The sequence below is a fragment of the Brevibacillus fulvus genome, assembly GCF_016908525.1.
GTDB lineage: Bacteria > Bacillota > Bacilli > Brevibacillales > Brevibacillaceae > Brevibacillus_G > Brevibacillus_G fulvus.
The window spans coordinates 1-26,136 of record NZ_JAFBEB010000002.1 but is presented as its reverse complement, the minus strand read 5'-3'; the positions used below and the strand labels follow the sequence as shown (position 1 = coordinate 26,136).

Annotated in this window: 20 protein-coding genes and 1 pseudogene; 4 read left to right on the top strand and 17 right to left on the bottom strand. The window is 48.8% G+C overall.

Features of this window, described 5'->3' with window-relative positions:
* Positions 1–8 precede the first annotated feature (8 nt).
* Genes JOD01_RS03485 through JOD01_RS03475 form a run of 3 tightly spaced genes read right to left on the bottom strand, consistent with a single transcriptional unit; the run spans position 9 to position 3,199 of the window.
* Entirely contained in the window at positions 9–1,226 is a 1,218-nt protein-coding gene (locus JOD01_RS03485) for an FAD-dependent oxidoreductase (protein ID WP_204516860.1), read from the bottom strand.
* A 21-nt stretch (positions 1,227–1,247) separates the two neighbouring features.
* Positions 1,248–2,348: a cupin domain-containing protein gene (locus tag JOD01_RS03480; protein ID WP_239565187.1), complete on the bottom strand. Its 1,101-nt coding sequence runs from the start codon at positions 2,346–2,348 to the stop codon at positions 1,248–1,250.
* Positions 2,348–3,199, bottom strand: coding sequence for a fumarylacetoacetate hydrolase family protein (locus JOD01_RS03475; protein ID WP_204516858.1), 852 nt, complete (start codon positions 3,197–3,199; stop codon positions 2,348–2,350). The genes JOD01_RS03480 and JOD01_RS03475 overlap by 1 nt, the downstream gene beginning before the upstream one ends.
* A 162-nt stretch (positions 3,200–3,361) precedes the next feature.
* On the opposite strand from JOD01_RS03475, the gene JOD01_RS03470 reads away from it, so the two are divergent.
* Positions 3,362–4,144, top strand: coding sequence for an IclR family transcriptional regulator (locus JOD01_RS03470; protein WP_204516857.1), 783 nt, complete (start codon positions 3,362–3,364; stop codon positions 4,142–4,144).
* Positions 4,145–4,207: 63 nt separating this feature from the next.
* Here JOD01_RS03470 and JOD01_RS03465 read toward each other — a convergent pair whose 3' ends face one another.
* The 4 genes from JOD01_RS03465 to JOD01_RS03450 all read right to left on the bottom strand — a co-directional run bounded on the left by JOD01_RS03465 (position 4,208) and on the right by JOD01_RS03450 (position 8,273).
* Positions 4,208–5,359, bottom strand: coding sequence for an LLM class flavin-dependent oxidoreductase (locus JOD01_RS03465; RefSeq protein ID WP_204516856.1), 1,152 nt, complete (start codon positions 5,357–5,359; stop codon positions 4,208–4,210).
* 19 nt (positions 5,360–5,378) lie between these two features.
* Positions 5,379–6,143, bottom strand: coding sequence for an alpha/beta fold hydrolase (locus JOD01_RS03460; protein WP_204516855.1), 765 nt, complete (start codon positions 6,141–6,143; stop codon positions 5,379–5,381).
* A 51-nt stretch (positions 6,144–6,194) separates the two neighbouring features.
* Positions 6,195–7,550 carry an MFS transporter gene (locus JOD01_RS03455; RefSeq protein ID WP_204516854.1) on the bottom strand — a complete coding sequence of 452 codons (1,356 nt, stop codon included), beginning with the start codon at positions 7,548–7,550 and terminating at the stop codon, positions 6,195–6,197.
* A gap of 168 nt (positions 7,551–7,718) precedes the next feature.
* Positions 7,719–8,273: an NADPH-dependent FMN reductase gene (locus JOD01_RS03450; protein WP_204516853.1), complete on the bottom strand. Its 555-nt coding sequence runs from the start codon at positions 8,271–8,273 to the stop codon at positions 7,719–7,721.
* 399 nt (positions 8,274–8,672) lie between these two features.
* Between JOD01_RS03450 and JOD01_RS03445 the strand changes: the two genes are divergently transcribed.
* Positions 8,673–8,864, top strand: a complete 192-nt coding sequence (locus tag JOD01_RS03445) for a hypothetical protein (RefSeq protein ID WP_204516852.1) — start codon at positions 8,673–8,675, stop codon at positions 8,862–8,864.
* A 160-nt stretch (positions 8,865–9,024) separates the two neighbouring features.
* Here JOD01_RS03445 and JOD01_RS03440 read toward each other — a convergent pair whose 3' ends face one another.
* On the bottom strand, positions 9,025–9,996 hold the full coding sequence (locus JOD01_RS03440) for an MBL fold metallo-hydrolase (RefSeq protein ID WP_204516851.1): 972 nt from the start codon (positions 9,994–9,996) through the stop codon (positions 9,025–9,027).
* Between the two features lie 339 nt (positions 9,997–10,335).
* Between JOD01_RS03440 and JOD01_RS03435 the strand changes: the two genes are divergently transcribed.
* Positions 10,336–10,887: an MOSC domain-containing protein gene (locus JOD01_RS03435; protein ID WP_204516850.1), complete on the top strand. Its 552-nt coding sequence runs from the start codon at positions 10,336–10,338 to the stop codon at positions 10,885–10,887.
* Between the two features lie 150 nt (positions 10,888–11,037).
* Here JOD01_RS03435 and JOD01_RS03430 read toward each other — a convergent pair whose 3' ends face one another.
* The 6 genes and pseudogenes from JOD01_RS03430 to JOD01_RS03405 form a co-directional block, all read right to left on the bottom strand.
* Positions 11,038–13,053 carry a beta propeller repeat protein gene (locus JOD01_RS03430; protein ID WP_204516849.1) on the bottom strand — a complete coding sequence of 672 codons (2,016 nt, stop codon included), beginning with the start codon at positions 13,051–13,053 and terminating at the stop codon, positions 11,038–11,040.
* 135 nt (positions 13,054–13,188) lie between these two features.
* A complete protein-coding gene (locus JOD01_RS03425) occupies positions 13,189–13,371 on the bottom strand; it encodes a hypothetical protein (protein ID WP_204516848.1) in 183 nt (60 codons plus the stop codon).
* 1,238 nt (positions 13,372–14,609) lie between these two features.
* Positions 14,610–15,413, bottom strand: a complete 804-nt coding sequence (locus JOD01_RS03420) for a hypothetical protein (protein WP_239565240.1) — start codon at positions 15,411–15,413, stop codon at positions 14,610–14,612.
* A 7-nt stretch (positions 15,414–15,420) separates the two neighbouring features.
* Positions 15,421–15,513, bottom strand: a pseudogene (locus tag JOD01_RS20025) (amidase family protein); the annotation flags it as partial.
* Positions 15,514–15,750: 237 nt separating this feature from the next.
* On the bottom strand, positions 15,751–17,430 hold the full coding sequence (locus JOD01_RS03410) for a methyl-accepting chemotaxis protein (RefSeq protein WP_204516845.1): 1,680 nt from the start codon (positions 17,428–17,430) through the stop codon (positions 15,751–15,753).
* Positions 17,431–17,872: 442 nt separating this feature from the next.
* Entirely contained in the window at positions 17,873–19,558 is a 1,686-nt protein-coding gene (locus tag JOD01_RS03405; RefSeq protein WP_204516844.1) for a glycerol-3-phosphate dehydrogenase/oxidase, read from the bottom strand.
* 458 nt (positions 19,559–20,016) lie between these two features.
* On the opposite strand from JOD01_RS03405, the gene JOD01_RS03400 reads away from it, so the two are divergent.
* Positions 20,017–21,135 (top strand): deoxyribonuclease IV, encoded by a 1,119-nt coding sequence (locus JOD01_RS03400; RefSeq protein WP_204516843.1) that lies wholly within the window; start codon positions 20,017–20,019, stop codon positions 21,133–21,135.
* 173 nt (positions 21,136–21,308) lie between these two features.
* Here JOD01_RS03400 and JOD01_RS03395 read toward each other — a convergent pair whose 3' ends face one another.
* The 3 genes from JOD01_RS03395 to pdxR all read right to left on the bottom strand — a co-directional run bounded on the left by JOD01_RS03395 (position 21,309) and on the right by pdxR (position 25,938).
* Positions 21,309–22,523 carry a cytochrome P450 gene (locus JOD01_RS03395; protein WP_204516842.1) on the bottom strand — a complete coding sequence of 405 codons (1,215 nt, stop codon included), beginning with the start codon at positions 22,521–22,523 and terminating at the stop codon, positions 21,309–21,311.
* 53 nt (positions 22,524–22,576) lie between these two features.
* Entirely contained in the window at positions 22,577–23,689 is a 1,113-nt protein-coding gene (locus tag JOD01_RS03390) for a hypothetical protein (RefSeq protein ID WP_239565185.1), read from the bottom strand.
* A 929-nt stretch (positions 23,690–24,618) separates the two neighbouring features.
* Complete coding sequence (gene pdxR, locus JOD01_RS03385; protein ID WP_420829068.1) at positions 24,619–25,938, bottom strand: MocR-like pyridoxine biosynthesis transcription factor PdxR; 1,320 nt, start codon at positions 25,936–25,938, stop codon at positions 24,619–24,621.
* Positions 25,939–26,136 lie beyond the last annotated feature (198 nt).

Sequence of the window (26,136 nt, the reverse complement as noted above, 5' to 3'; positions counted from 1 at the left end):
TTCCTGATTTATTTTTGTAACGCTTCCGGCGGTTTTCCAATTCCCTGTTCACGCACGCTGGAGATCATCGCTGAACGCAGCATCCATTTAATTGCCCGAACCGGATCATTCGCCAACTCCGCCATCTCCTTCTGAAGCTGTTTGCGATATTCAGGATCTTTTTCCTTGACCACCTGCGTATTTTTCTCACTGATCTCTTTGACGTAATCGACAGCTACACGGCGCCGCAATTCATTGTAGGTCGACAGTTCCGCTTCCCGATCAGCGCCATCCAGCAGACGAAGCAAGCGAATCCCTAGATCGACCGCATCATGGATGCCGCTGTTCAGTCCCAAGCCGCCCATCGGGCTGTTCAAGTGAGCCGCATCGCCAACTAACACAACTCGCCCTTGGTAAAACTGACCGGCTACCCGTTGATGAATTTTATAAATCGTATTTTCAATAATCGGGAAACGATCAGTGGTACGGAAAACTTCTTGCATCGTTTGTTCAATGTTACTTGAATCTCTAGCTACTTGATCTGACATCTCCGGGGGAATCGGATACAAGAAACGCCAGGCTTCCGGTACTCGCAAAATAAAGAGAAATTGCTCGGGGTCGGAAATATAGTTGACATAGGCAAGGTTGGGGTTGTACTGATGAAAATCAACCGGTGTTGCGTTCAACATCCACCGTTCCTCATGGGTGTACCCGTCAAACGTCACACCTAATTTTTTGCGGACGGTGCTTCTTCCGCCGTCTGTCCCGATCAAATATGGCGTGCGGAGCTGCTCCCTTCCCTCAGGGGTCTCAATCGTAACTGTCACGCCCTGGGAATCTTGCTGAAAATCAATCAATTCCGCCTGAAAGCGAACATCGGCGTTGGCACGCTGCTTTAATCGCTCAAAAATAACTTCCACATACGTTGCTTGCGAAACTTGCAAGCGAAACGGATATTTCGTCTCCTCCTTCAGCAAGCGGAAGTCAAACTCTGCGTATAAACCGTCCTTGCGATCGAGGTATTGCACCTTCTCGGCAACCAGTCCGCGCCGCATCAATTCGTCGGCCAATCCGGCCGGCTCAAGCAACTCCAGCGTTCCCGCGTGAAAAGTGGATGCGCGCCATTCCTTGCTGGGCTGGCTGTCTTTCTCCAGCACGATGACAGAGACCCCTTTTGCGCTTAAAATATCTGCTACCGTCATCCCGACTGGACCAGCTCCGGCGATGACTATTGGTTCCATTCCCATCAATCTTCACTCCCTTTTTCGTTAGATGAGCGGTTGAAAAATTTCCTTGATCGGTTGATAACCGCCATTTTCCTCATACGCTTCGACTCTCTCAAATCCGAACGCTTCCATGATCGGCAGATCATTGGTTGAGAACAACCACGCTTCGTCCGCAGCAGAGACATTCACATGTTCATGCCAGGTCCAAGCGGGAAGTGCAAAGAAGTCTCCTTCTGACCAGTCAAAACGCACGCCGTTCATAATCGTATAGCCGCTTCCCTTATAGACATGGTAGACGTTGCTATGAACATGGCGGTGTGCTTTTCCCGAAAATTTCGGCGGCAACATCTGCATTCTCGCCCCAATGCGATCATTGGCATCTTTGCCGTTTGAAGGATTGATATACTCCATGGCAAATCCATCATACGGGTCCGGCGCAAACTGGCTTAACCCTTCGATCCCTTTTTTCGTAAAATCCCACTTGTAGCGTCCCAGGGGAGCGATGCTCGGTTCACGGTCGGAGATCGGACGAATCATTCCCCCCTGATAGCGTTTCGTCGAATAGTCATCCGGCACCAGAAGCTTTTGCTGCTTTTCTGGATAAAACTCTGTAAAGCAAACATTCAAGTACATCGTAAAAGGCGAGTCCAGACAATCCATCCAGTACACGGTTTCATTTCCAAGATTGGTATGATCGTGCCAAGTCCACGTCGGGGTGATCAAGTAATCGCCAGGTTCGAATGCGAATTTTTCCCCGTTGACCCGTCCATAAGCACCCTGTCCTTTCATCACAAACCGGACAGCCGTAGTCGTATGGCGGTGCGCGGGAGCAACTTCACCAGGTCGAACCGCTTGCACAGCAGCATACAAAGTTTGAGTTGCACCGCCCCAACCGACAGGCTTCAAGTCTTTCATTCCCGGATTAATCAAAAATAGTGCCCGCCGGTCCAACCCGTTGCCGACTTCCAGCAAATGCTCCGCTTCTTCCAAATTTCGCTCGATCAACTCCCGTTTCCACAGATAGGGAATCGGCTTTGCCTTTGGTTCGATTGTGTTCAGATCGTGGATCGAAGCCCAAAGTGGCCCAAGATTTTGCTCTTCCAAACGTTCATGGAACTGTTGCAGTTCTTTGGAAAAATTCATCATTTACCCCCCTCTTTTCCCTCGACGGCTACGGAAAACTCGCCAATCCGTTCCAACTGGATACGGACAACGTCGCCTTTTTGAATCGGGCCGACGCCTTCCGGGGTACCGGTGGTCAAAATATCTCCCGGCTCCAACGTCATAACTGCCGATGCCGCTTCGAAAAATTTATAGCAATCGTAGATCAGATCTTTGGTGTTGGCGGACTGACGCAGCTCATCATTTACCCACAGTTTAAAGCCAAGTTCATTCGGATTGCCCACTTCATCAGCCGTAACAATCCATGGTCCGATTGGCGTAAATGTATCAAACGATTTGCGCCATGGACGATCTTCCTTTCCTCTGACCGTAATATCCAGCAGCCCAAAATAGCCAAAAATGTATTGATGGGCTTCCGCAGCAGGGACATCTTTGGCTCTCTTCCCGACAACAAAAGCCAATTCCGCTTCGTGGTCGGTCCGCCTGTCCGCAAACGGCAGTCTCACCGTATCGCCAGGACCAATAATTGATGAAGGCGCTTTCAAAAAGAAGCCTAATTTTTCAATCGTAAACTCGGCGTTGTTGAACTGCGCATTCATTTCATCCTGATGCAAATAGTAGTTCACTGGAGCCGCCACGATTTTGGTCGGATTGGGCACAGGTGCCTGCAAACTCACTTCGGAAAGAGGCACAGATTCCGCGGAAGTCACATACTGTTCAATTCGCGGTTTCAGTTCTGCGAAATTCTCCATGAGATATTGCAACGATTGCTGCGGATTTTCCCGCTGCCACGAGACGAGTTCCCCTATTTCGACGATGCGATCTTCTGTCACTACCCCGATGTTGTGCTTGTTAAACAAGGCAATTTTCACTTTACCAGCACCCCTTCTACTCATATAATGAGTTTATAAACTCATTTTTCTTATTTCCAAAATAACAAACAGAGCAAAGATAGTCAATATTCAGAATTATTGACCTCCCGCCTAATTTTTGTAAGATGAAAGGGAGACAAATATTTCCACAAGGAGGTAGTCATGCGTGAGGTAAATATGGGCTCTATTCGCTCCATCGACCGAGCCATCGATGTATTGCAAGCTTTCACCATAGAAAAACCTGTTTTAACCGTAGACGAAATTGCCAAAATGACGAAAATCCCTCATTCTACGGTCTATCGGATTTTATGTACGTTAGAAAGAAGACGACTGGTCCAGTTTGAAGAAAAGCTGACCGCTTACAAGCCAGGATTAGGGCTCATGCAATTTAGTTCCCTGATTTCCTCAACTTTCGATATCCGGCAGGTGGCGGAGGAACTGTTGCTCGAACTGCACGCAAAAACGAACCAGACTGTTCTGATGGCGGTAGAAGATGGCGACGAGATTATTTACATTTACAACAAGGAAACTTACGAAGGCCTGAAGTTCTCTTCCGTTCAAGGCCAGCGCCGCCCGTTTATTTACGGGGTCCTCGGCCCTGTCTTGCTTGCATTTTTTTCCGAAAGCAGGATTGAACACATCCTGAAAATCCCGGTTTCACGGCATACGCCTTACCGCGTTACCGACAAGGAAGTGATTCGCCAACGTCTGCAACAAATTAAACAAGATCGTATCTATGTCGAATCAAACGAAACCAATATTGGGGTAACAGGCATCGGCGCACCCGTATTTGGCAGCAATGGCGAAATCATCGCCGCCATCGGGCTGATTGGCCCCGCCGTTTATATGGATAACCAACTGGATAACCTGAAGGCTTTGGTCGCCGAAACAGCTGATAAAATCTCCCGTAAGATTGGCTATCAAGCGTCGCCCCGCGGCAAATAAAAACGACAATTCACATAAGGCGTGTTGCTTATGTGAATTGTCATTATTTTTTCTCAAGCTTTTTTAATGGACTGTGATCGTTTTCAACGACGGGATCACTTCCTTGCCGAGCAGCTCAATATTTTTCATTGCTCGATCATGCGGCATGTCGCCAAAATGAATGTTGATGTTCAACAGGCCAAAGCCGAGCTGCTTATGGTATTCCCTGAGCTGCTCCCTGACACTTTTCGGTGAGCCGACGATCATATAGCCTTTTTCGGTCAGTTCCTGATAGGTGAAGAAACCAGGCTGCCCCAAGCCCGCTTTCGATTGCAACGTTTTTTGTTGCGCTTGCGGCGGAATATAGCCAGGCGGGAAAAAGAACTCTTTTGGCATGACAAACAGTTTATTAAAGAAAAACATCGCGTGTTCTTCCGCTTCTTCATGTGCCTGTGCATCTGTTTCCGCACAGTAGATGAATGTCGACCAGCCCAACTGTTCGGGCGGCGCTGTATAGCCAAATTCCTCCGCACATTGGCGATAGTAATCCAACGATGACTTTACACTTGGGATTGAACTGAATGTCTGCAAATACGGATAGCGATTTTGCGCAGCAAAGCGGATTGTGTCTTTGCTTCCTTGCGAGGGACACCAAATCGGCGGATGCGGTTTTTGATAAGGTCTCGGCCAAGAATTTACATAAGGAAATTGGTAATGTTGCCCGTAGTAGGAAGTAGGTCCATCTTGTGTCCAAGCTTGGATGATCAGGTCATGCGCTTCAAAAAACCGTTCCTTTGATTTTGTTGGGTCCAATTGAAAGCTGTGATACTCCGCGCCAATGCCCCTGACAAAACCGGAAATGATTCTTCCCTTCGTAATCACATCCAGAATCGCGACCTCTTCCGCGACGCGCTGCGGATGATCACGCAGAGAGATTGCGTTGCCCAGTATCGCTATTTTCACTTTTTGCGTTCGACGCGCCAACGTCGCAGCCATTACATTTGGCGACGGCATCAAGCCATATGGGGTTTGATGATGCTCATTGACCCCGATTCCGTCGAATCCCATCTGTTCGCAAAATTCAAGTTGATCCAGATAGTTGTGATACAGCTGGTTTCCATATTCGGGATCATAATTGGCATTCGAATAGGTGACCCAAGAGCTGTCGTAGCGTTCGTTGAAATCTTCCGGCATTTTTCCATAAGGCATGAGATGAAAAGCAAATACTTGTACCATCGTATCTCTCCCTTGTTTGTTATCGTAAAAAGTTGAACAGCATTTCGGTAAACTCTTTGGTCTTCTCCATATATGGCAAATGGCCGCACTGTTCAATGATCAACAATCTCGAATCCGGAATTGCCTGCTGCAATTTTCCCCCATGCTCAACCGGGATCAATTCGTCATTTCTGCCCCAAACGATCAGCGTAGGGACTCGCAGCCCTTGCAGGCGATGCAGCAGTTTGGCGTCATATCCTTGTTCCCACGTTAAGCGGGCAAACATGGCCCGATTTTTAAACACTTCAACCGGAAGCTGCTCGATGGATGGCAGTTTCGGCACCAATGATTTATCGTAATAGCATTTTTCGACTACTTGTTGGATTGGCAAGTGGAACGTATTGAGGCTGTCTTTTCCCGGAATGTTAATGCCGGCAGCATTGGAAACAACCAATTTTTTGACTCGGTGCGCATGCGTTAAGGCAAATTGCAAGCCAATCCAGCCTCCAAGTGAACTTCCGCATATGTAGGCGCGTTCAATCCCGAGTTTGTCAAGCAGGTCGCGATAATGAAAGGCGATATCATCGATTTTGTCCATCCATCCCGGAAGTTCTGACTGACCAAATCCGGGATGATCGGGTACGATCACCTCGTAGGAAGATGCCAGCGTATCCATGCACGCCCCCCACTGCGGGCCATTGGCACCATGCAGCCAAAGAAGCGGCTCCCCATTTCCCGAACGGTACAAATGGACTTTGCTTCCCCCAACGTCGATAAATTCCTCTTTCACGGACAATATGCTCATTGTTCCATCTCCTTTAGCCATGAAATCATTTGGTTTGTCAAAGCGTGACCTTTAGGCATTGATGTCTAACGGATCTTTCTTCTGCCCTGCAGGGATGTCGGGTTGATTCCGAATGGACATCAACACAACAGCAATTGCGGCGAGAATGGCCGGAAATGCCCCGACGAGGTAAATGCTGGAGGTTGACCATTTTAGCGAAAGAATCATTCCGCCGATTATCGGACCGATGATCGAGCCGATTCTGCCGATCCCTAAAGCCCAGCCTACGCCTGTGGATCGAATGCTTGTTGGATAAATACTTGCCGCCAGACCATTAATAATAAATTGCGCTCCAATGACCGAGAACCCGGCAATCAGGATAACGATCATCAAGCCGGCCAGATTGCTGACAAAACCGATCGTTGCGACGGAGATGGCCGCCAAACAGTAGAAGCCGAAAAGCACCTTCCGCAGATTGCCGCGGTCTCCGATTCGTGAAGCCAAGATTCCCCCGAGTATTCCGCCGCCTTGCATCATCGAAGAAGCAATGATCGCCTTTTCAATCGGGAATCCCGCCGCTTTTAAGACGGTTGGCATCCAGTTGAGCAAAAAATACATAACGAGCAGATTCATAAAAAACACAACCCAGAGCAGCAGTGTATTTCGCGTACGATTCGCCGCAAACAAGTGCTTCACTGTGAATCCATCTGCCTTCTGTTCAGACAGATGAAACTCAACCGTGGCGTCAAATGCTGCCGCTGGGTCAATTTTGTTTAGGATTGCCCCTACTTTGCCTGCGTGCTTTCCTGTAGCGACGTAAAACCGAATAGATTCTGGCAAAGCAAAGATGAGCAAGACTGCAAGCATGAGCGGAATCGTCCCCCCCAGGTAAAATACCGATTCCCAGCCCATTGAGGCAATCATCCGAGCGGTAATGATACCGCCAAGCAAACTCCCCGCCGGTACGCCAATAAACATCAGGGAAACCATCGTGCTGCGGACTCTGCGCGGTGAGTATTCCGCCGTAAGGGCGATAATGTTCGGCAGAGCGCCGCCAAGGCCTAAACCGGTCAACAGGCGAAACAGGATCAATTGCGACATATTGTCCGCAAGCACGGTCAAAAGTGAGCAAACTCCAAAAATAAAGGTGGAAGCGACAATCACGCTTTTCCGGCCGATCTTGTCAGCAAGCGGCCCAAAGATTAAGGCACCCAGCATCAGTCCAAACAACCCCGTGGCAAACACCGGTCCAAATGTCGTGATATCAATCTCCCAAATCCTGGCGATCTCAGGTGCGACATAGGAAATGACGATGGTGTCGAATCCATCCAACAGCGCTACCAATGCACACAGGACAATCGTGCACACTTGGAACCCGCTCAGCTTTTTCTGGTCGATCCAGTCAGATACGTTTATCCTATTATTCATGGGGACTCATTCTACCTTTCCTATAAGTGATATAGGTGAAGTCCAAAACGCTTCATTGCATGGCGGTAAATACGAAAAAGCGGTCTTCACAGATGTCTGCCATCAAAATTAATGAAAACGCTTTCAAAACGTTGGCCGCTCCATTCTAAAGGAAGTACTTGCCTGAGTTCAGCCGACGATGTCGGAAGGACGCTGCAATGATTGTTGCATCCAGATTAACTCCTCGGCTAATTGAGCGACCCGCTGGCAAACCTCTTCGTCCACCAAGTCGTTCCGTTGATTAAAATGACTGGAATGAGCGTAAACATAGCTCGGCGCCACAATGGACCGAAAATAGCCAAAAATCGGCTTCAGTTGATTTTCGATGACCAAATAATGCTGATACGTTCCACCAGTCGCCACTAAACCGACTACCTTCTGTCTAAAAGATGCCGGTGGCACCAAGTCCAGCAAATTTTTTAGAGCTCCGCTAAGAGAGGATTGAAAAACCGGAGTGCCAATCACATAAAAGTCAGCGTGATTGATCAGCTCAATCGCTTTTTTGGTATCTTCCGTATAAGCTTGCGGATCGCGTCCATCACAGAATTCAAGCCGATAGTCACGCAAATCCATACATTCCGTTTGGATTTCCGGCGCAACCATATTTACGTGATCAAGCACGTTTTGTACAATCGTTTTCGTTTTCGTTCCTACCAGAGTTCCCGAGATTCCCAACAGTTTCATCTTGCGCCTCCAAAATAAAGACGGGTTTCGGCAAAAGTACCAACATCAAATCAAGCCAATCGCTACAGCTTCATCGGCAACACCTCTACTCGTATAGTGAGTTAATTAACTCGTTTCTTTGTAAATCGTACCAAGAAGCCTTGTCTGTTGTCAATATTCGAAATATTGTAACATTTGTCGAAAGCATGGTGTTTCTCCTCTTACATACAAAAAAACGCGCAACCCGCTAACGCCTTGGGCGGGCTGCACGTTATCCAGACTTATAGTAACAGCGGCTAACCCCCCTTTTCCGAAACAATCGCTTGTCCGTAATGGTCTTTTGCGGCAAGCAGCTCGCGGAATGAATTGATTTCGCTTTTGGCAAAATAACCCTAGATGCCACCAGAAGGAGCAGTGACGATGGATCATGCATGGAAAAAATTGAATGCTACTCTCTACAATCTTTCGCACGACTATTTGCTGATTACGATCGCTGGCGTGCTGTTCTTTCTCATCCAGGCTTACATCGGTTATCGAACGTATCAGCACTATAACCGCAAGCTGGACAAGCTCGAAAAGAAACTGGACGAGATCCGCTCCCGCTTAAAATAAAGAAAGGAACGTCTTCATCCCCCAGTTTTCCAACTGTGGAACGAAAAACGCTCCCCTGATGATTCCGCTTGTTTTTTCATGTTTCTCATCCCCCTGCTTATATCTTTGGCTTTTCTTTTTGCTTCAGGAAGATGTCAACGAACAACGCATGGAAAGGGCGTCATTGCTCGCCTGCCGCTTCAGCGAGCAACTGCTCGACTCTTTTCAGGTTTGATTGAAAATACGTCGTAAAATGCCAGTCTTCGTAAGCTTTCGGCACGGAGAGTTCCTCGATGCCTGTATGGGTTCGTACGGCTTTTGCCACCAATGCATGAATGTCGTTTAAATATTGTTTCACTTCGTAAAGTTCCCGCATGGAGCAAATCTCGCCATGCCCTGGAACGATCGTTTCGATAGCTAGCAATTCGACCTGCTCCAAAATGTGCAGCCACGCCTGCGGATTTGCATGTGTCAATACGGGATGATGCTTCGAGAGTACCAAATCGCCCATAATGGCCGTTTTTTCTTCCGGCAGGTATACGAAGGCATCGCTTTGCGTATGACCGCCGCCGTATGTAATGAGTTGGACAGACCGGTCACTGCCGCAAATACTCATCTGTTGCTCAAAGGTAATCGTTGGCAGCGTGTATGCGAAATCGGGGAGCATCCTTATATATTCCCGCTCACTGGCGAGTTCCCATAACATTTCCTCTTTTAACTTGGCGTTCGTTTCCTGCTTGCTTCTCTCCTCCAGCTCGGCGATCGCCTGATTCAGCGTTTCCAGGTTGGACAACTGTTGAATCACCCTGTTTTTGCCAACAGTAGCCATGATTTCACGTGCCGCCGTGGTCGAAATGATTTGCGCTTGCGGGGAAAACACCTGATTTCCGCTCGTATGGTCACTGTGCCAGTGCGTATTGATTACATAGGAAACCGGTTTGCCGGTCAGGCCTCTGGCGGCTGTCTGCAAATCCTTCGCAGCTTCGATCGACATGAAAGTATCTACGACAACGGTTGAATCTCCGAGATCAATGATGGCCGCATTCGCCAAAGAGCCTGTACCAGGAACCGCGATGGCAGCATAAACGCCATCCGTCACCTGTTTCAACCGGAAATGCCTTGAACCCGGGAATGTTTCCATTTGATTTTTCATGGGACACCTCTCTCCAAACATAATAGCTCTATCCTAACACAGGTTGTTTTTTCCAGCCACAAAGGGCTCGCTATTTTCACTTAGACGACGCCTCCTGTCTGCTAACGATTCTCTCTCCTGTGGAAGAATTTCGAACCTCATCATCTCGGTTCGCGCTTCTCGATGTACTCCGTTATGAACGATGGCCGAACCATTCCGGCCGCCGATCGACGATTTCACCTTGCTATGCTATAGTTGATCCATAATCTGGAAGCCCCCCAAGAAAAGATACACGAAGACTCGTACCGTGTTGTTTGCGACAGGAGCAGTTGAGGTTTCCAACAAGGAGATGGTTATCCGATGAGACAGCAAACCGGCGTCGTCCTGGCTGTAAGCCGCAGCGCCACCCATTCGTTCAGCAAGCAAAACCATGACTCGATCCGTCTGCTCGCAGGGTTGGGTGTGGAGGGAGATGCCCACCTTGGGGTGACGGTGAAACACCGTTCCCGCGTCGCGCAAGATCCGAGTCAGCCGAATCTGCGGCAAGTGCACCTGATCCATTCGGAATTGCATGAAGAATTGCAAACAAAGGGCTACAACGTATCCGCAGGGCAAATGGGCGAAAATATTACAACCGCCGGAATCGACCTGCTCCAACTGCCAACCGGCGCACGGCTGCACTTGGGCGCCACCGCCGTGATCGAAGTAACGGGCCTGCGCAATCCTTGCAACCAATTAAACCTGTTTCAGCCAGGCTTGATGGCGGCAGTATTGGACCGGGACGAACAAGGCAATCTCATCCGCAAGGCCGGAATCATGGGCATTGTGCTGGAGTCAGGCGAGGTGCGAATAGGCGATGCGATCCTGGTCGAACTTCCTCCAAAACCGCATCGCCCGCTGGAACGCGTCTAGGTGCTCCCTCTTCTGTTCACTTCTTCTTCTGGCATTCCGCGTTTCGCATTCCGCGGCGTTGTCAACCGTTAGCGGATGCTTCTTAACAGAGCCAATAAAAAACGGCTGTCGATTTGCTCGACAGCCTGTTTCCACGGCAATCTATTGGTTTTAGCGGTTTTCCACCGGCCCTATGGGCAGCCGGGGAATACTGATGATTTGGCCAAAAGAACCGACAGCGATATATTGGTTGTTGGCCTTGATGATATTTTTGATGCCTTCATCGACATGGACGTCAAAGGCAGGGTGCCTTGGCGGCAAAGGGAGTTCCGTCCAATTTTTGCCGTCTTGCGAAATGTAAAAGCGTTCATAATGAGCCTTCTCGCTGCCATCCGACGACATCGACTCATTGTAAGCAACGAAATAACCGTCAAAAGATTTCACAAACTCGAGCGAGTCATTTGGGTAGCTCAAATTTGTGCGCACTTCCGTCCATTTGTTTCCATCGCCCGACACCCAGGCTTTTTCCGGATTATATTGGCTGATCGCGACATATGACGCACCGTTGTAAGCGATCTGCAAGTCGTGTCGGTATTCACTCGGCGGCACCAGCTGCTGCGCATTGGTCCAATGCACCCCATCGCTTGATTGCATGATTTTGTTGGAAGTTAAGGTGTTTTGGTTATACGTTTGCACGGCGGCCACAATTCTTTTCCCGTCCCAAACCATCGATTGCAGCCAATTGCTGGCAGACCCGACCATACTGATGTTTGGCACCGCCGTCCATTTCACCCCGTCACGGGAAACATACACCCCGCTGACTTGATCAGTCGCAACAAAAATCTTTCCGGTCCAAACAATATTGCGCAAATCGCCAAATTTGCTTTTATAAGGAACGGAAGCTTTGGACCAGTAGACCCCATCGGCGGAATAAAAGGCGCCATAGTTGCCCACGGCCACAAATTTGTTGTTCCCCCAGGCGATATTAAACAAGTTCGGCCGCATGCCAAGCGGAAAACTGGACTGCCAATCCAAGCCATTATCCGTATAGACAATCGCCCCGTACAGGCCAACCGCCACCGTTCGTTTGCCGTTCGTGGCAACTCCGCCGAATTCTCCGGTTGTTCCGATTAGTTTGGTGGACCAATTGGCGCCATCTTTCGTGTAGTAAGCATATGTACTGACAGGAAAGCTGTTGTCATCAGGGGAGCCTGTTCCGACAAATCCGCCGTTGGCCGGCAGCAAGATGTTGATGCCTGTTACGAGATTGGACAAGTCGTGCTGAACCCACTGTTTTCCGTCTGTGGAAGTCAAGGAGATCCGCTTGCCGTCATTCAGCCAGCCAATCGCCGTCACCCTCGCGCCATTGGCGGCAATCGTCGTTAGATGGGCCGCAGCATGCGCCGATTGTTTTTTCCAGTTGACGCCATCGGCAGACGTATAGAGCCCGTTGCCTACCCCTATGTATTGGCCGCCGAACCAAGCGAGATTGTTTAATTGCACATGTCCATCGATTGGTATCCAATGCTGGCCATCCTGCGAGGTCATCAGGCGGGACGAGTCGGGAGTTCCGATAAACAACCGGTTATTTTGACAGACAATGCCGCCCCATCCTCCAGCTGACCAAACTTCCGGCAACGGATATTGAGTCCAGTCTTGTCCATCAGCGGATAGAAAAACCGATGTTGGACTGACAGCAACAAACGTACCGTTGTTCCAAACGACGCCACGAATATGTTCATCAAAAGGAAAGTCCACCTTTGTCCATGTAAGCGAATCGGTGGAGACAAAAGCTTCTGACGGTGCATTGCGGGCTTCCGAGGAAAACCCACGCGCCGCGCCAAAGACGACATATTGTTGGCCGCTCCAGCCGATCGCGCTCAAGTGGTAATCGGCAAATTTGGAGGTCGCTTGCCAGTTGATGCCATCCGTTGATTTGATGATGGTGCCGTGGTCGCCAACACCAACATATTGGTTACCCGTATAAATCATGTCAGCCGGCGCATAGGAACTAAATTTTGTATTTAATTTCCAGTTGTCCCCAATGGCGAAGGGGGTGCTTTGCAGGGCTACACGATTTTGCGAAGAAAAAATAGAAGATTCCGCTCCGGCCGTGACATGGGGTGCCATGATGGCCAAAAGCATCGCCGTGCCGGTTAACAGCGAAAAGAGTCGTTTGCGGTTCATTGGTTGTCCTCCCGTTTTGTTTTCGCCGTTTCAGAAAAACACATAAGTTTGTTTCTTAAAAATTTTAAAGAAACTCTTTCCATCTTACCATAATTTTTTAGTAATAGTTTGCTTTTCTAAAATTAATTTTAATATTTATATAATTTGCTGTGGATTTGTATTTGCCCTTTCACGAAACAGCACGGATTCCATCATCGTCAAACCTGAATAAGAAATATCTGTTGAAGTTAGCAATGGACGTACACGAGAAAAAGTACCGTCTGAACCAGTGACTAAATTTGCTGTTTCATCCAAATAAATCTTTCCTGTTTTTATCACATAAACGGAAGTCCTCCCCTTGAATAGAATAATGTGATGTTCAACAATCGGGCGTAATCGTCAAGGAACACAATCAACCTTTATACTAAAGCAACAGAAAGGGGAGAACCGGTGTGTCTCCCCCATAACTTCTTATAAAGTTTACATAAGCAACTTTCAATTGTTCCCTAAATTTTTTGTTTTCCTCTCCTAACTTCTGATTTTTTCTTTTAGATCTAGTAATTAAATCTACTATGTATAAAAAAAGAGGATACATGCTCATATACTGAACATAGTATCCTCTTAGTTGCCTTGAAATACTATCTTGGTGTCATCGGAGGAATTATCCCCATCTTGAAAACTGCCGACGACAATCCAGTCTGTTTATTCGGTAACGCCAACATCATCCGCACGGGTATAACCAATCACTTTTTTATTGGAATCTAAAAAAATTGCAAAGATTGTTATAGTAGAAGCACTGGAAAAAGGATAAGTAAACCGATCAACTGCTACGGGAAATAGGTATTACTCTGATTTTCAATCGATTTCATGTATTGATAGAGTTGTACCTTTGTTACATCATCAGCACTATCATCCGCAGTAACTATGAAATATTGGGAGTTGGCTGGAACCGTTGTAATCTCTAGCGTATAGCTCAGTTGCCCGCCCCGTATGCTGACTCCGGTCGTTATTTCCGTTACCATCGTATTGACTTTCTGAACCATGTCCGCTACATCTTGGGAGGTACGAAAAGCTTGATCTGCTGCAACGGATATTGCATATTGGTACACTTCCAGGTTTTCTGCTTCTGCTAGATTACTGCCGATTGCAGTATTAATTAATGTTACATCGATCGAACGGGCATCTCCATTTTGAACGATGCTGTCTATTTGATTTACTGCGAATTGCTGTCCGCTATGCTCGTTTTATCCGTTAAAGGGTTATACCGAGCCTTCACCGTACAGGCGACTTTCATCGCATACGGCGATCTGTCAGTGAACGAAAAGAAAAACTTACAATGGGAATGTAAATTATAACATGTTCAGGCATTTACTACCAGATTATTCTTGTTCCTGCGAAAGCAGCGAAAGCAAGACAAAAAAAGACGCAGCTCGTCATTACAGCTGCGTCTTTTTCCAAAAAGTGCGCCATATCGCGCTGAGGTTTAGCCGAATTACCCTACTGCCTTCACAGCATTTCTGTGAAATCAGCTCAACAAACTGCAGTTAGATCCTAATGATAACAAAAAGGAGACTTTTTTACGGTTCTCCTTTTGCCCCTTCATTTTCGTTCATGTCTTGAAGAAGCCTTTCTTTTCGTAAAGTATCCAATAATTCACCATGTCTTTGGGATATTGCCCATTGATAAATGCAAATGGAGGACCACCCTGTTACCCGTTGTCCCCACTGGTTGTAACTTAACTTTTGACCTTTATACTCAATGTTTTTGGGATTAATGGCGGTTGCTTCCGAATCTTTATAACCTTTTATCGACAGTATATCGCCCTGTTGAATTATTCCCCATTCGAACAGTTTATCCATCCGAGGCAGATAGGTACGGTTAATCTTGAGTTCCCCGTCGACTTTGGCTAACGACTTACCAGTATCAGCAACTTCGACAAAATAATCGTCAAGTTTTTGTACAGGCAAGAGGCGATTCACATGTAAAAAGAGTTGGTTTTCTACTTTCATCGGTTGGATCTGTAAGCAACTAATATCAACATGATTATGAACCAGCCATGCGCAGGCCGACAAGGTTTGCTCGTCAAAATCGGCAGCGATCAGAATGATACGTTGTTTTTTATTAAAGGTTTTATCCGAATTGTTCTTCTCCAGAAATTCAGTAATAATTCTGGTTGCTCGCTCGGTTGGAGTTAAATCTGATGCATCGTATTCATTTCGATACCGTTCAATGTAGGGCGAAAATAATTTACTCACGAGCTCAGCAACACTTTGAATTTTTGCATAATTGGCAGCATATCGTATCGCTTGAAATTCGAATGGTTCTTTGGACACTTCCGCCAATATCCGAGCCGATGCCAATCGGCGCAAATAAAGCCGCAACTGCCGCCCCTTCCCCTCCCGAGCTCCCTCCAGGTGTCCGCTCGATATTCCATGGATTATTGGTCCTGCCGTACACCGGATTAACGGTTTCACAGCCCATCAGCAATTGCATGGCATTGAACCTCCTCAATTACGTTCACGAACTTCCTCGTTGCTAATGCTACCATACACCAAAACAAAAAAAGATGACAGAAGAAGTTGCCGCCTGTCTTGTCTTTCAAAAAAACAGCGGCAGTTTGGACGAAAAGGCGTCCCGGACTGCCGCTCATTTTAATGGGGGTGTTCTTCCAGTATTCATGCAAAGCCTTAATTCTTGGGCAGTTTCTTCGTTTCCTGCTTACACCTTGAATTGGGCAATCTGGTGCTGCAGTTCTTCCGACATCGTGGAGAGGGCGGAAGCCGAGGATGAAATTTCTTCCATCGCCGCCAGCTGCTCTTCGGCGGACGCGGAGACATTTTGCGTATTGGCTGCCGTGGTTTTAGCCACTTCGCCTATGCTGTGAATACTGCGGGTGACTTCTTCCATCGAAGTGACCATTTGCTGGGCTTCGGCCGTTACCTCCTGAATCTGCACCACTACATCTTCCACGGAGCGCCGGATCTCTTTGAAAGCAGACGCCGCCTCCGTGACGATGTCCATCCCGGTGTTTACTTCGCTTTTTACATGATCCATCGAATCGACGGCTTTGCTTGTTTGCGCTTGGATACTGACGATTCGCTCGTTGATTTGTTTGGCGGATTGTGCAGATTGCTCCGCGAGTTTTCGTACTTCTTCGGCGACAACGGCAAAGCCTTTCCCATGTTCGCCCGCTCTTGCTGCCTCAATCGCCGCGTTTAACGCCAACAAATTGATTTGCGCAGAAATTTCGGTGATCACCTGTACGATGTGACCAATTTCCTCTGAACGATCGCCCAATTCTTTTATGGTCACACTTAAATGATTGACAGTGTTGTTAATCGAATCCATCTGGTCATTGGCCGTCTGGACTGCTTGCTGTCCTTGACTTGCCACCAAGGACGTTTCAACCGAGGTGGCAGATACACGCTCTGCATTGGCAGCCATCCGGCGAATGCCTTCCACGATTTGACTCACCAGCTGTTCGCCTTGCTCGACGCTGGAAGCTTGCTGTTCCGCGCCGGAAGCCACTTCCTGGATTGTCGAGGCAATTTGTTCGGTAGCGAGACTCGTTTGGGAGGCGCTTGCGGTCAACTGTTCGGCTGATGCCGCCACCTGATCCGCACTCATCCCGACCTGCTGAATCAAGTGCAGCAAGTTTGTTTTCATCCGTTCAAACGAACGAGCCAAGTCGCCAATCTCATCTTTGTTTTTCACCTGCAACTGGCCGATCGTCAAATTGCCTGCCGCGATTGCTTCCGCTGCGGCAGCGATGGAGATGACCGGTTTGGAAAGCATGCGGGAGACAAAATACCCTATGCCGATTGCGGCGACAAAGGCGACTGCGCTGAGAACCAGCACCAGCATGTTGATTCTGTCGACTAAAGCCGTGTTCGCTTGCGATCCTTGGCTCATCAGATCTTGTTGCCGGGTGCTCAGTTGGTCCGCTATGTTGATAATTTCTTGAGAGAGCGGGAGCAAGGAAGTGGTGGCAAGGCTCATCGCTTGCTCAATATTTTGCGATTCCAGCTGGTTTTTCGATGAATTGAAGGCATTGCGCAGCCGATCGATTTTTCCGAGCAAATCCTTGTCCTGCTGATTGTAGACCATCCCCAAGTTCGACTGCACCAACTGCGCCAAACGGTTGGATATACCTTCCATCTGTTTGATCGCTTCCGAATTTTGCGTAAGCAAATAGTCTCGCAAATAGGAGTTCAGCTGTGTGGCATTCAACTGTATTTCCTTCGCATTTACCAGCATCGCTGCCCTTCTGTCCACCAAGTCGGAATAAGAGCTGTTTACGGTTTTCAAGCTGGTTAGCGAGACAGCGCTTACAATTGCCGAAACAATCGCGACTGTCAAAAATCCGATGATTAACTTCTTTCCAATAGTCAGTTTCATGCGGCTTCCTCCGATTGAAGAATGATCGTTTTTTTCCCATGCTCATTTGCTATTTGAAAATAAGAATGCGGCAATCCTTGCCCGATTTGCCATTGGATTTTCGCACTACAAGCTTTGTCCTATACTCCATTCATGTTATCGTCAGAATGATTGTCATTTTATACATAAAATGGACATTTCTCCGATTCATTTTGCGGTGATGCTTTAAACTGAGGCATATTACCATAACTATAGCCGGTTTGAGGCATAGTTAAACCTGTTTTCAGAATTTGCTTAAAAGAAAAACAACTCGAAGGCGGCCCAGGGATCAACCAGGCTTGCTTCCGAGTTGTTTTTTCAGTCCTCTTTCTCATGCGATACGCCAAAATTACCAGGCTTGTTTTCGAACAATGATCTCATGTCCGTCCAGACAATTGTCTTGCCCGGAAACCAAAAAATCCCCTCAACCGATCTCTTGCTCACTCGCCGGCAGCTGATAGATCATCGCCAGCAAGTTTTGCGCCTCGGTCCGCTGCCGCTCGATCTCGGATTTGTTCCAGCCAAGCAAATCCGCCATCAGCCGGATGACGTCGTCCATTTTCGCTTTTGCCTTATTCACCTGGAAATACGTCCAGCCTGTTCGCAGCCGGAGAAAATCCGCCGCGCTGACTGTCATCTCTTCCTCAATGGAATAAAGTAGCTGTGCCCGCAGCAACTGCTCCGCCGCCACCGGCTGACTGCCTGCCTGTCTAACCTTTAGACGTTCATAAATTTTCAGCGTGTTCGTCCCGTACGTTTCGATCCACTCGCGGGCGGTTTCCTCATCTACGCCCAACGCCAGCCCTCGCTTCAGCAGATCTCGCTTGCAATCCTCATAAGCGACATGTCCCAGCCGCTCCCCGCCGCTGATGACGATCTGGTCGGTCATGCAGCCTTTGGCGCGCTGGCCTGTTTTTGGCGCCAATTGAGCCGCCACCAGATTGACGACTTTTTCCGCCATTTTGCGAAAGCCGGTCAGCTTGCCGCCCGCGATCGTGATCAAGCCGGAAGCGGAGATAAACATTTCATCTTTTCGCGACAGCTCGGAAGGTCCCTTGCCTTCTTCATAGATGAGCGGACGCAGGCCGGCCCAGTGAGACAATACGTCCGCCGGAGCGAGTTTTGCTTCCGGAAACATCGCGTTCACCGCACGCAGCAAGTAGTCGCGATCCTCTTGGGTGGTGCGAGGCTGATCGATATCCAGCTTGTAGGCAGTGTCGGTCGTGCCCAGATACGTCACCGAGCCGCGCGGAATGACAAAAACCATCCGGCCATCCGGCGTATCGAAATAAGCGGACTGTTTTACCGGCAGTTTCTCCCTGGCGACGACGAGATGCACACCTTTGGTTAAAAACAGCCGTTTTCCTTGGAGCGAACCGTCTTTCGCGCGAATTCCATCGACCCACGGGCCGGCCGCATTGACGATATGCCTGGCGTATAATTCGTGGACTTCGCCGGACAGCCGATCCGTGACCGTAATGCCCACGACCTTGTTGCCCTGATACAGAAAGCTTTCCATCTGCGCGTAGTTGACGATCTGCGCCCCCTGATTCCAGGCCGTCTTCATAATATCGAGCGTCAGCCGCGCATCGTCTGTGCGGTACTCGTAATAATAACCGGAACCTTTCAGCCCTGCCTTTTTAAGCAACGGTTCCCGCTGCAGCGTTTCCTGCGTTCCAAGCATTTTTCTCCGCTCTGCCCGTTTGACGCCGGCCAGCCAGTCATAAACGTACAGGCCAATTGAAGTGGCCAGATAGCCGTAAGTTCCGCCGCGATAGATCGGCAGCAGCATCGGGGCTGCGATGACGAGGTGCGGCGCATTTTGATACAGGATCGCCCGCTCGCGGCCAACCTCCGGAACCAGTTTGACATCCCCCTGCTTTAAATAGCGCAAGCCGCCGTGAATCAGCTTGGTTGAGCGGCTGCTCGTCCCCGATCCGAAATCGTTGCGTTCGACCAGGCCGACCGACAAACCGCGCAAACTGGCGTCGAGCGCGATGCCAGCCCCGGTAATGCCGCCGCCGATCACCAGCAAATCGAGTTGTTGCGTTTTCATCTCCGTAAACACTTGCGCGCGATTGCGCGCCGAAAATAATCGTCTCACACTCATAATTGCTTCTCCACCTTCAAGCTCAGTTTGTTGCCAACAGACAAAAAGAACCCCAATGGAAAAGAGCATTTTGTGGTTGCGGTTGAAGACAGGAAGTTGAGGACAAGGCCAGCGTTGGTTCATGCGCTCGACTCATTAACGCGGAGTTTGGTTGCCGTCTCCCTGCCGGTTGACTGTATTTAATTTCTCCAGACACCTAATGGGTGGTTTATTTTTGCTAATGAAGCATTTTATGATTGGAATAAACAGAAAATGGCATATAGCGGAAATCTAAGGAAGTGAGAACATGGATCTAGGAGATTTGGCTGATCCCCTCGCTTTGCCCGCACGATCTATAAAGATCACAAGAAGAACATACCTACCGCATCGTCGGATATGGTATCACTGCCGGCTCTTGAAATTCCCTCCGGCAAGCTTCATTATAGAAGGAACGTGGAAAACAAGGAGGTCAACGCCCCATGCTGAAAATTGGATCACACGTATCTTTTTCCGGCAAAGGACTGCTCAACGCAGCTGAGGAAGCCGCTACTTACGGCTCAAGCGCGATGATGATTTATACGGGAGCTCCGCAAAATACGCGGCGCAAACCGATTGAAGACCAATTTATCGAGGAAGGCAAAGCGTTGATGGACAAGCACGGCATCGTCGAGATCGTCGTGCATGCGCCATACATCATCAATCTTGGCTCCTACAAGGACGATACATACGAACTGGCTGTCCGATTTTTGCAGGAGGAAATTCGTCGCACCGACTATATCGGGGTCAAAAACATCGTGCTGCACCCAGGCGCCTTTACCGACAAAGATGCGGAATACGGCATCAACCGGATCGCCGAAGGGTTGAACGAAGTGTTACATGGAGTAAAAGACACCAATGTGAATATTGCTCTGGAGACAATGGCCGGCAAAGGCTCGGAAGTCGGGCGCAGCTTCGAGGAAATCGCCGCGATCATGGAAAAAGTGGAAGACAACCGCCGGCTGGTCGTCTGCATGGATACTTGCCATATCCACGATGCCGGCTACGATATTGTCAACGATTTTGACGGGGTCATCGAACAGTTCGACCGCATCATCGGACTGGATCGACTGGCGGTTGTTCACCTCAACGACAGCAAAAGCTTGCTGGGCACGCGAAAAGACCGCCACGCTCCGATCGGTGCCGGGATGATCGGCTATGACGCGATGCAGTACATCGTCAATCACGAGAAAATCCGCCACTTGCCGCTGATTTTGGAAACACCGTGGATCGGCAAGGAAAAGGGCAAGGAACGGCCGATGTACGAAGCGGAAATCGCTTTGCTTCGCGGCGATCTGGAGAGCCGTTTTGGCCGGGATTTCCTGGAGGATGTCGAACGTCTTGTCTTCTTCTTCCGCAAGCAGGAAATCGACCGCCGCGCCTTTGTCACTGAGACATGGCAACTGCTCAAAAACGACGCCAAAGCCAAAAAGGCGGACGGACGGGAACCGATGGAACGCCTGTATGACATGGTGACAGAGGCACAGCTGTTTGCAGACCTTAGCGAAGAACAAATCAATCAGCGCCTGATCGCCTGGTTTGCGATTGGCAAGCAGATTTGAATCTGAAGTTTTGCAACTACCGCAAGAATAACGACGACGAAAGAAACGCCTCCGTTTTTCAACGAACGGAGGCGTTCTTGGCTGGCAATTGATTCCGAAAGAAGCACTGGACGGTACTTTCCCGGCTTTGCCCCCAGCGCGCGATTGTTTTGTTGAGGAACGATACTGCTCGCTTAGATTGTCTCGAATGCGATAGGCAATTCTTGCACCGCAAAGACCACGGTCGAGGTGACCGGCTGCAATTCGCTGCCCGCCTGAAGGCGAATGTTTGCCAGACGCTTGAGGATCGCTTGCAAAGCGATTTGGCCCTCCAGGCGAGCAAGCGGCGCTCCAAGACAGAAGTGAGGGCCCCAGCCAAATGCCAGATGGTTGTTCGGTTTGCGGTCAACAATGAATTGATCAGGATGGGGGAACTTCGCTTCATCGCGATTTGCGGAACCAACCCATGCGACGACTTGGTCGCCTTTTTTGATCAGTTGCCCGCCCAGTTCCGCTTCTTTCGTGGCAAAACGGCTGGGAATCGAGGCGACAGGCGAATAATAGCGCAACGCTTCTTCCACCGCGCCCGGCATCAGGCCAGGATTTTCGCGCAGTCTCGTTTGCAGCTCTGGCTGCTCCGCAAAGGCACGGATCGCGTTGGTGATCAGATTGGTGGTCGTTTCGTTGCCCGCTACCAGCAACAGCAGGCAAAACGACAGCAGCTGCTGTTCATTCAATCGCTCCCCTTCCACTTCCGCAGCGAGCAAAACGCTTAGCAGATCATCGCCAGGGTTGGCGCGGCGCGCGGCGAGTTGCTCTGTGAAATAGGCGTAAAGCTCTTGACTCACACGGTTTTTTTCCATCATCAAAGCTTGATCCGCTTCCGTGTTTTGCACAGCGGCCGACTCGACCAGTTTGTCCGACCACTCTTTGAACAAATGACGATCTTTTGCCGGAATGCCGAGAATTTCTGCGATGACGATGACGGGAAGCGGGCCGGCCACATCTTTGATTAGCTGGGCTTCTCCCTTGCCGGCAATCTTGTCCAGCAATTCAGCGGTTATCTGCTCAATCCGCGGCGCCAAATCTGCCACACGTTTCGGGGTAAAAGCGCGGCTGACTATATTGCGGTATTTTGTATGTTGCGGCGGGTCCATGTCGATCAGGCTGGCGCTTTCCGCCTTACCCGGATGAAGGGCATCGCGGTTCGATGAAAACGTCTCATGATCGGACAGCACACGGTAGACATCTTCATACCGGAAGACATCCCATGAATCGCGGTCATGATCATAGCGCACAGGGGAAGTCTCACGCATGTGTCGGAAAAAAGGAAAGGGATTGAGCCGTTCTTCCCGGGTCATCAAACCTCTGACAGGCGTCATGATCCCAGATCGTACTTGTCGTTCCATGTTCACTTCATCTCCAGTCTCTATTTTCACTCCTGATCCATTCAGAAGTCACCTTATGACGGTCGTTGGGGCATAATCACGAAGCCGTCTGCATTGCGTGATTTCAAAACAGCAATCAGCTGGTTTTGAAGAGAAGCTTGGCAGGTTACCTCGATAATGACCTCACTGCGACGGCTCGTGAATATGCGCAGTTTTTTCCTTTTTTTCAGCGCTATTTCGATGATCAACCCCAATAGGAAACCTCCTGCCAAACCAATCAACCCCCAGATGATGGGGCCCCAGTACAAAACGAAGCCGTAGATCGCTCCCAAAACCGCAAATATAGTTCCGCCCATCATCGCTCCATCCAGGATGCTTCTGCCGTCTACCCGATGAATCGTGTCAATGATATGGATTTGCGAGTCCAGATTCTCCAGAGGCAGTGCAACAATATTCTGCGCTGGCACTCCCAGTTTCTCTATGTCATGGATCGCCATCTCGACAAAAGGTGAATGATCGAATGTGGCGAGGATTTGTACAGTATTGGTTTCGATTGCGTTTCGGTGTCCCAAGTTTTCAGCCCTCACTCTAAGAAAACGAATCTGTTCAATATCGTATAAAGTGTTGTTTTCCGTGACCGATACATAAGCCTGGTAAACCGCAAAACAGTACATCGAAGGCAGAAAAAGAAACCACTGCCAGTCGACAATTGCCGTTGCGCTTTTAAAATCCCCAAGGAACGAATAGAGCAAGGTACGAACTGCCACAGCCTTATAGCAAATCGCGATCCACCATGCCAAAACGAATGTGCCCACAACCGTGCTGCCTCCATATAATTGGCCCAAACCCGGTGAAAAAGCGGACCAGAGCATACCGACCCAGGAATTTTTTTTATCAAGCGTAACAATGTCTAAAAAGCTGATATCTGAAGGTTTGACAGGCGCATCTTCGATTTCAGCGAGCAGGTGATTCTTTTTGATCTCTACTGCGCAGCGATAACTGTCCCAGATGCAATATACATAGACCGCAATATATAGCAGCGCCCAGTCCTGGTTGATTTGCGCCTTTGCCTCCGCGAATCTGCCATGAAACGATAAAGCAATCCCCAAGTTTAGATTGGCCAAATTATTGACGACAAGTTCCCACAGAATCAGAATAAAACCATGCAGGTACTTCCCGATATACATGTGGCCAAACCCCGGAAAACAAGCGGACCACCAAGCCGTAACCCATGGGGGGCGCGGATATACAGAATTAATCCCGAAAGACGATATTTTCCCTTTGGAATAGCGAGGTTTGATGTTAGCTGACTGGAACTTTTGATGTGGCATTGAAGATTTTCTCCTGCAGCTTGATCTCCTTCCTAATTTCCCCAACACTTTCCTGCATTATCCGCTCACTTTCACGACATGCGCTTCGCTTGTTTTGCTTGCTCCCTTCCACTGTATTACACAGTTTTCAATAGGCAATCATATGGACGAGGTGGTTTATCTGTTATTCGCTTTGATCATTTCCGTAATCGCGATCCTCGTCGTCATATTTATGCCGAAACGGTTGTCCAAACAAGAGGTATACATTACCTGGTTTGTCATGGCGTATGTAAATTTAACAATCGATCTAATCTTGGGACATTTATTTGATCTATATGATTTTACAGGAACGTCAAAAATCACCTTTCATGATCTGGTTTTTCAGGCAACGATTGGCCCGCCATTTGGGATTATATTTCTCAACTTTATGCCCAAACGCCTGTCGCTTTTCTTGTTGTATTTACTGCCAGTCACCGGCTTTTCATCTCTAGTCGAGTGGTTATCGTTAAAGACGAACTACATAACTTTTAAGGGCTGGTCTTTGCTGTATTCGGTTCCGGTTTACCCACTCGGGCTTTGTTTTCTTCGGTGGCAGCTGCATTTTTTGAGAAAAAGCAAGTTGTAGGTACGCCGCTTGTGAGTTCGAACATAAAAAAATCGGCCTTAGACCAGAACTCCCTGGAACTATGGCCGTTTTGTATTGCCTGTAAGCTGCGTATCCAGATAACGGGATCACGAATCTTGCAACGCGAGAAAACCTCTCCATAAGATTTCTTTGCGGACTGTCGAAGGGGGGCTAATGCCGGTTACAACCATGCCTTTTTTAGCAGCTTTACCCCAAGCCGGATTTCCTCCATTGACAAATTGCTGAAACCTAGTTTGATGATTGCTTGATCCGGTTTGTTTTTCACGAAGAACGGCGAGGTCGGATAGACTTTCACCCCGTGGCTGGCAGCTTGTTGAATCAGCCATTCTTCTGTACGCTCCCAATGTGCTTTAACCAGCAAGTACAAACCGGACTGCTCGCCGATGATTGATAGATCTCGCTGGAAATGCTTCCTTAATTCCACAACGAACAGCTGCATTTTTCGCTTATAAACTAGCCGCATGCGTTTGATATGGCGATTCCATTCCCCTTCTTCCATAAATTTTGCCATGGCGAATTGGCTAAGCAATGAGGTCGCACTCTCGAATTGGGCAAATCGCTGTTTATAACCGTTTAGCAGCGGCTGGGGCAACACCATGTAGCAGAGACGAATTCCCGGAAGAAAGCACTTGGAGAAATTGCCGAGATAAATCACTCTCGTCGCATCGATAGAAGCGAGCGCGGGAAATGGCTGTTGGGTATAGCGAAATTCACTGTCGTAATCGTCTTCGATAATATATCCTTGCATCCGGTTTGCCCAATGGATCAGCGCATGCCTTTGTTGAATGGACATGCTTACCCCGTATGGACTGTGATGGGACGGCGCCACATAAATGAGTCGCGCATTCAGCTGTTCCAACTGTGAAAAGTCAGCCCCTGTCTCATAAACAGGCAACGTTTCCAGCGAAAAACCGTTCAAATGAAAAGCTTCCCTGGCGCCGTCATAACCAGGGTCCTCCACGATGATGCGGGAAAATTCATGTTTCAGAACAAGCCCAAGATAGACCAGCATTTGTTGGGTACTGCTGCCGATAATGATCGCTTCTGGATCGGTTCTCACCCCGCGAGACTGGAGGAGATATGCCGCGATTTGCTCGCGCAGGCACAATTCGCCGAACGGTTCCCCGTAGCGAAAGCTGTCCTTTTCCGTCAGGACTTGATTGGAGATCCGCCGCCACGTCTTTAGCGGAAAATGCGCTTGATCGACGACATCCGCGCGGAAATCAATCCGAACAGGCTGTACCGCTTCTGTATGCTGGTTATGCGCAGAACTGCGCGCCTCTGGATAGAAAAGCGGTTCTAACTCATTGACAAAATACCCTTTTCGGCCCTCTCCCCGAATATACCCTTCCGCGACCAGCTGCTCATATGCCATTAAGGTTGTATTGCGGCTCACTTGCAACGAATCGGCAAGCTGACGAATGGAGGGCAACGGCTCATCCGCCTTTAAGTCGCCCTGCTCAATTATACTCCAATACAACTTGTAAGCTGTGGGTTTATAATCCCTTGCACCCAATCCATACTGACTTGGTCAAAGTGGCTTAATTCGTGCTTAACGGGTTTTGTCCTGCTTTTTATCGATTGAGCCTTTTGCAAAATTCACTTCTTGATTAGACGCGATAAATTCGAAGGAGCCCTTGCATGAAGAATTGTTATCAAAATGAAAGAAAATCAAGGG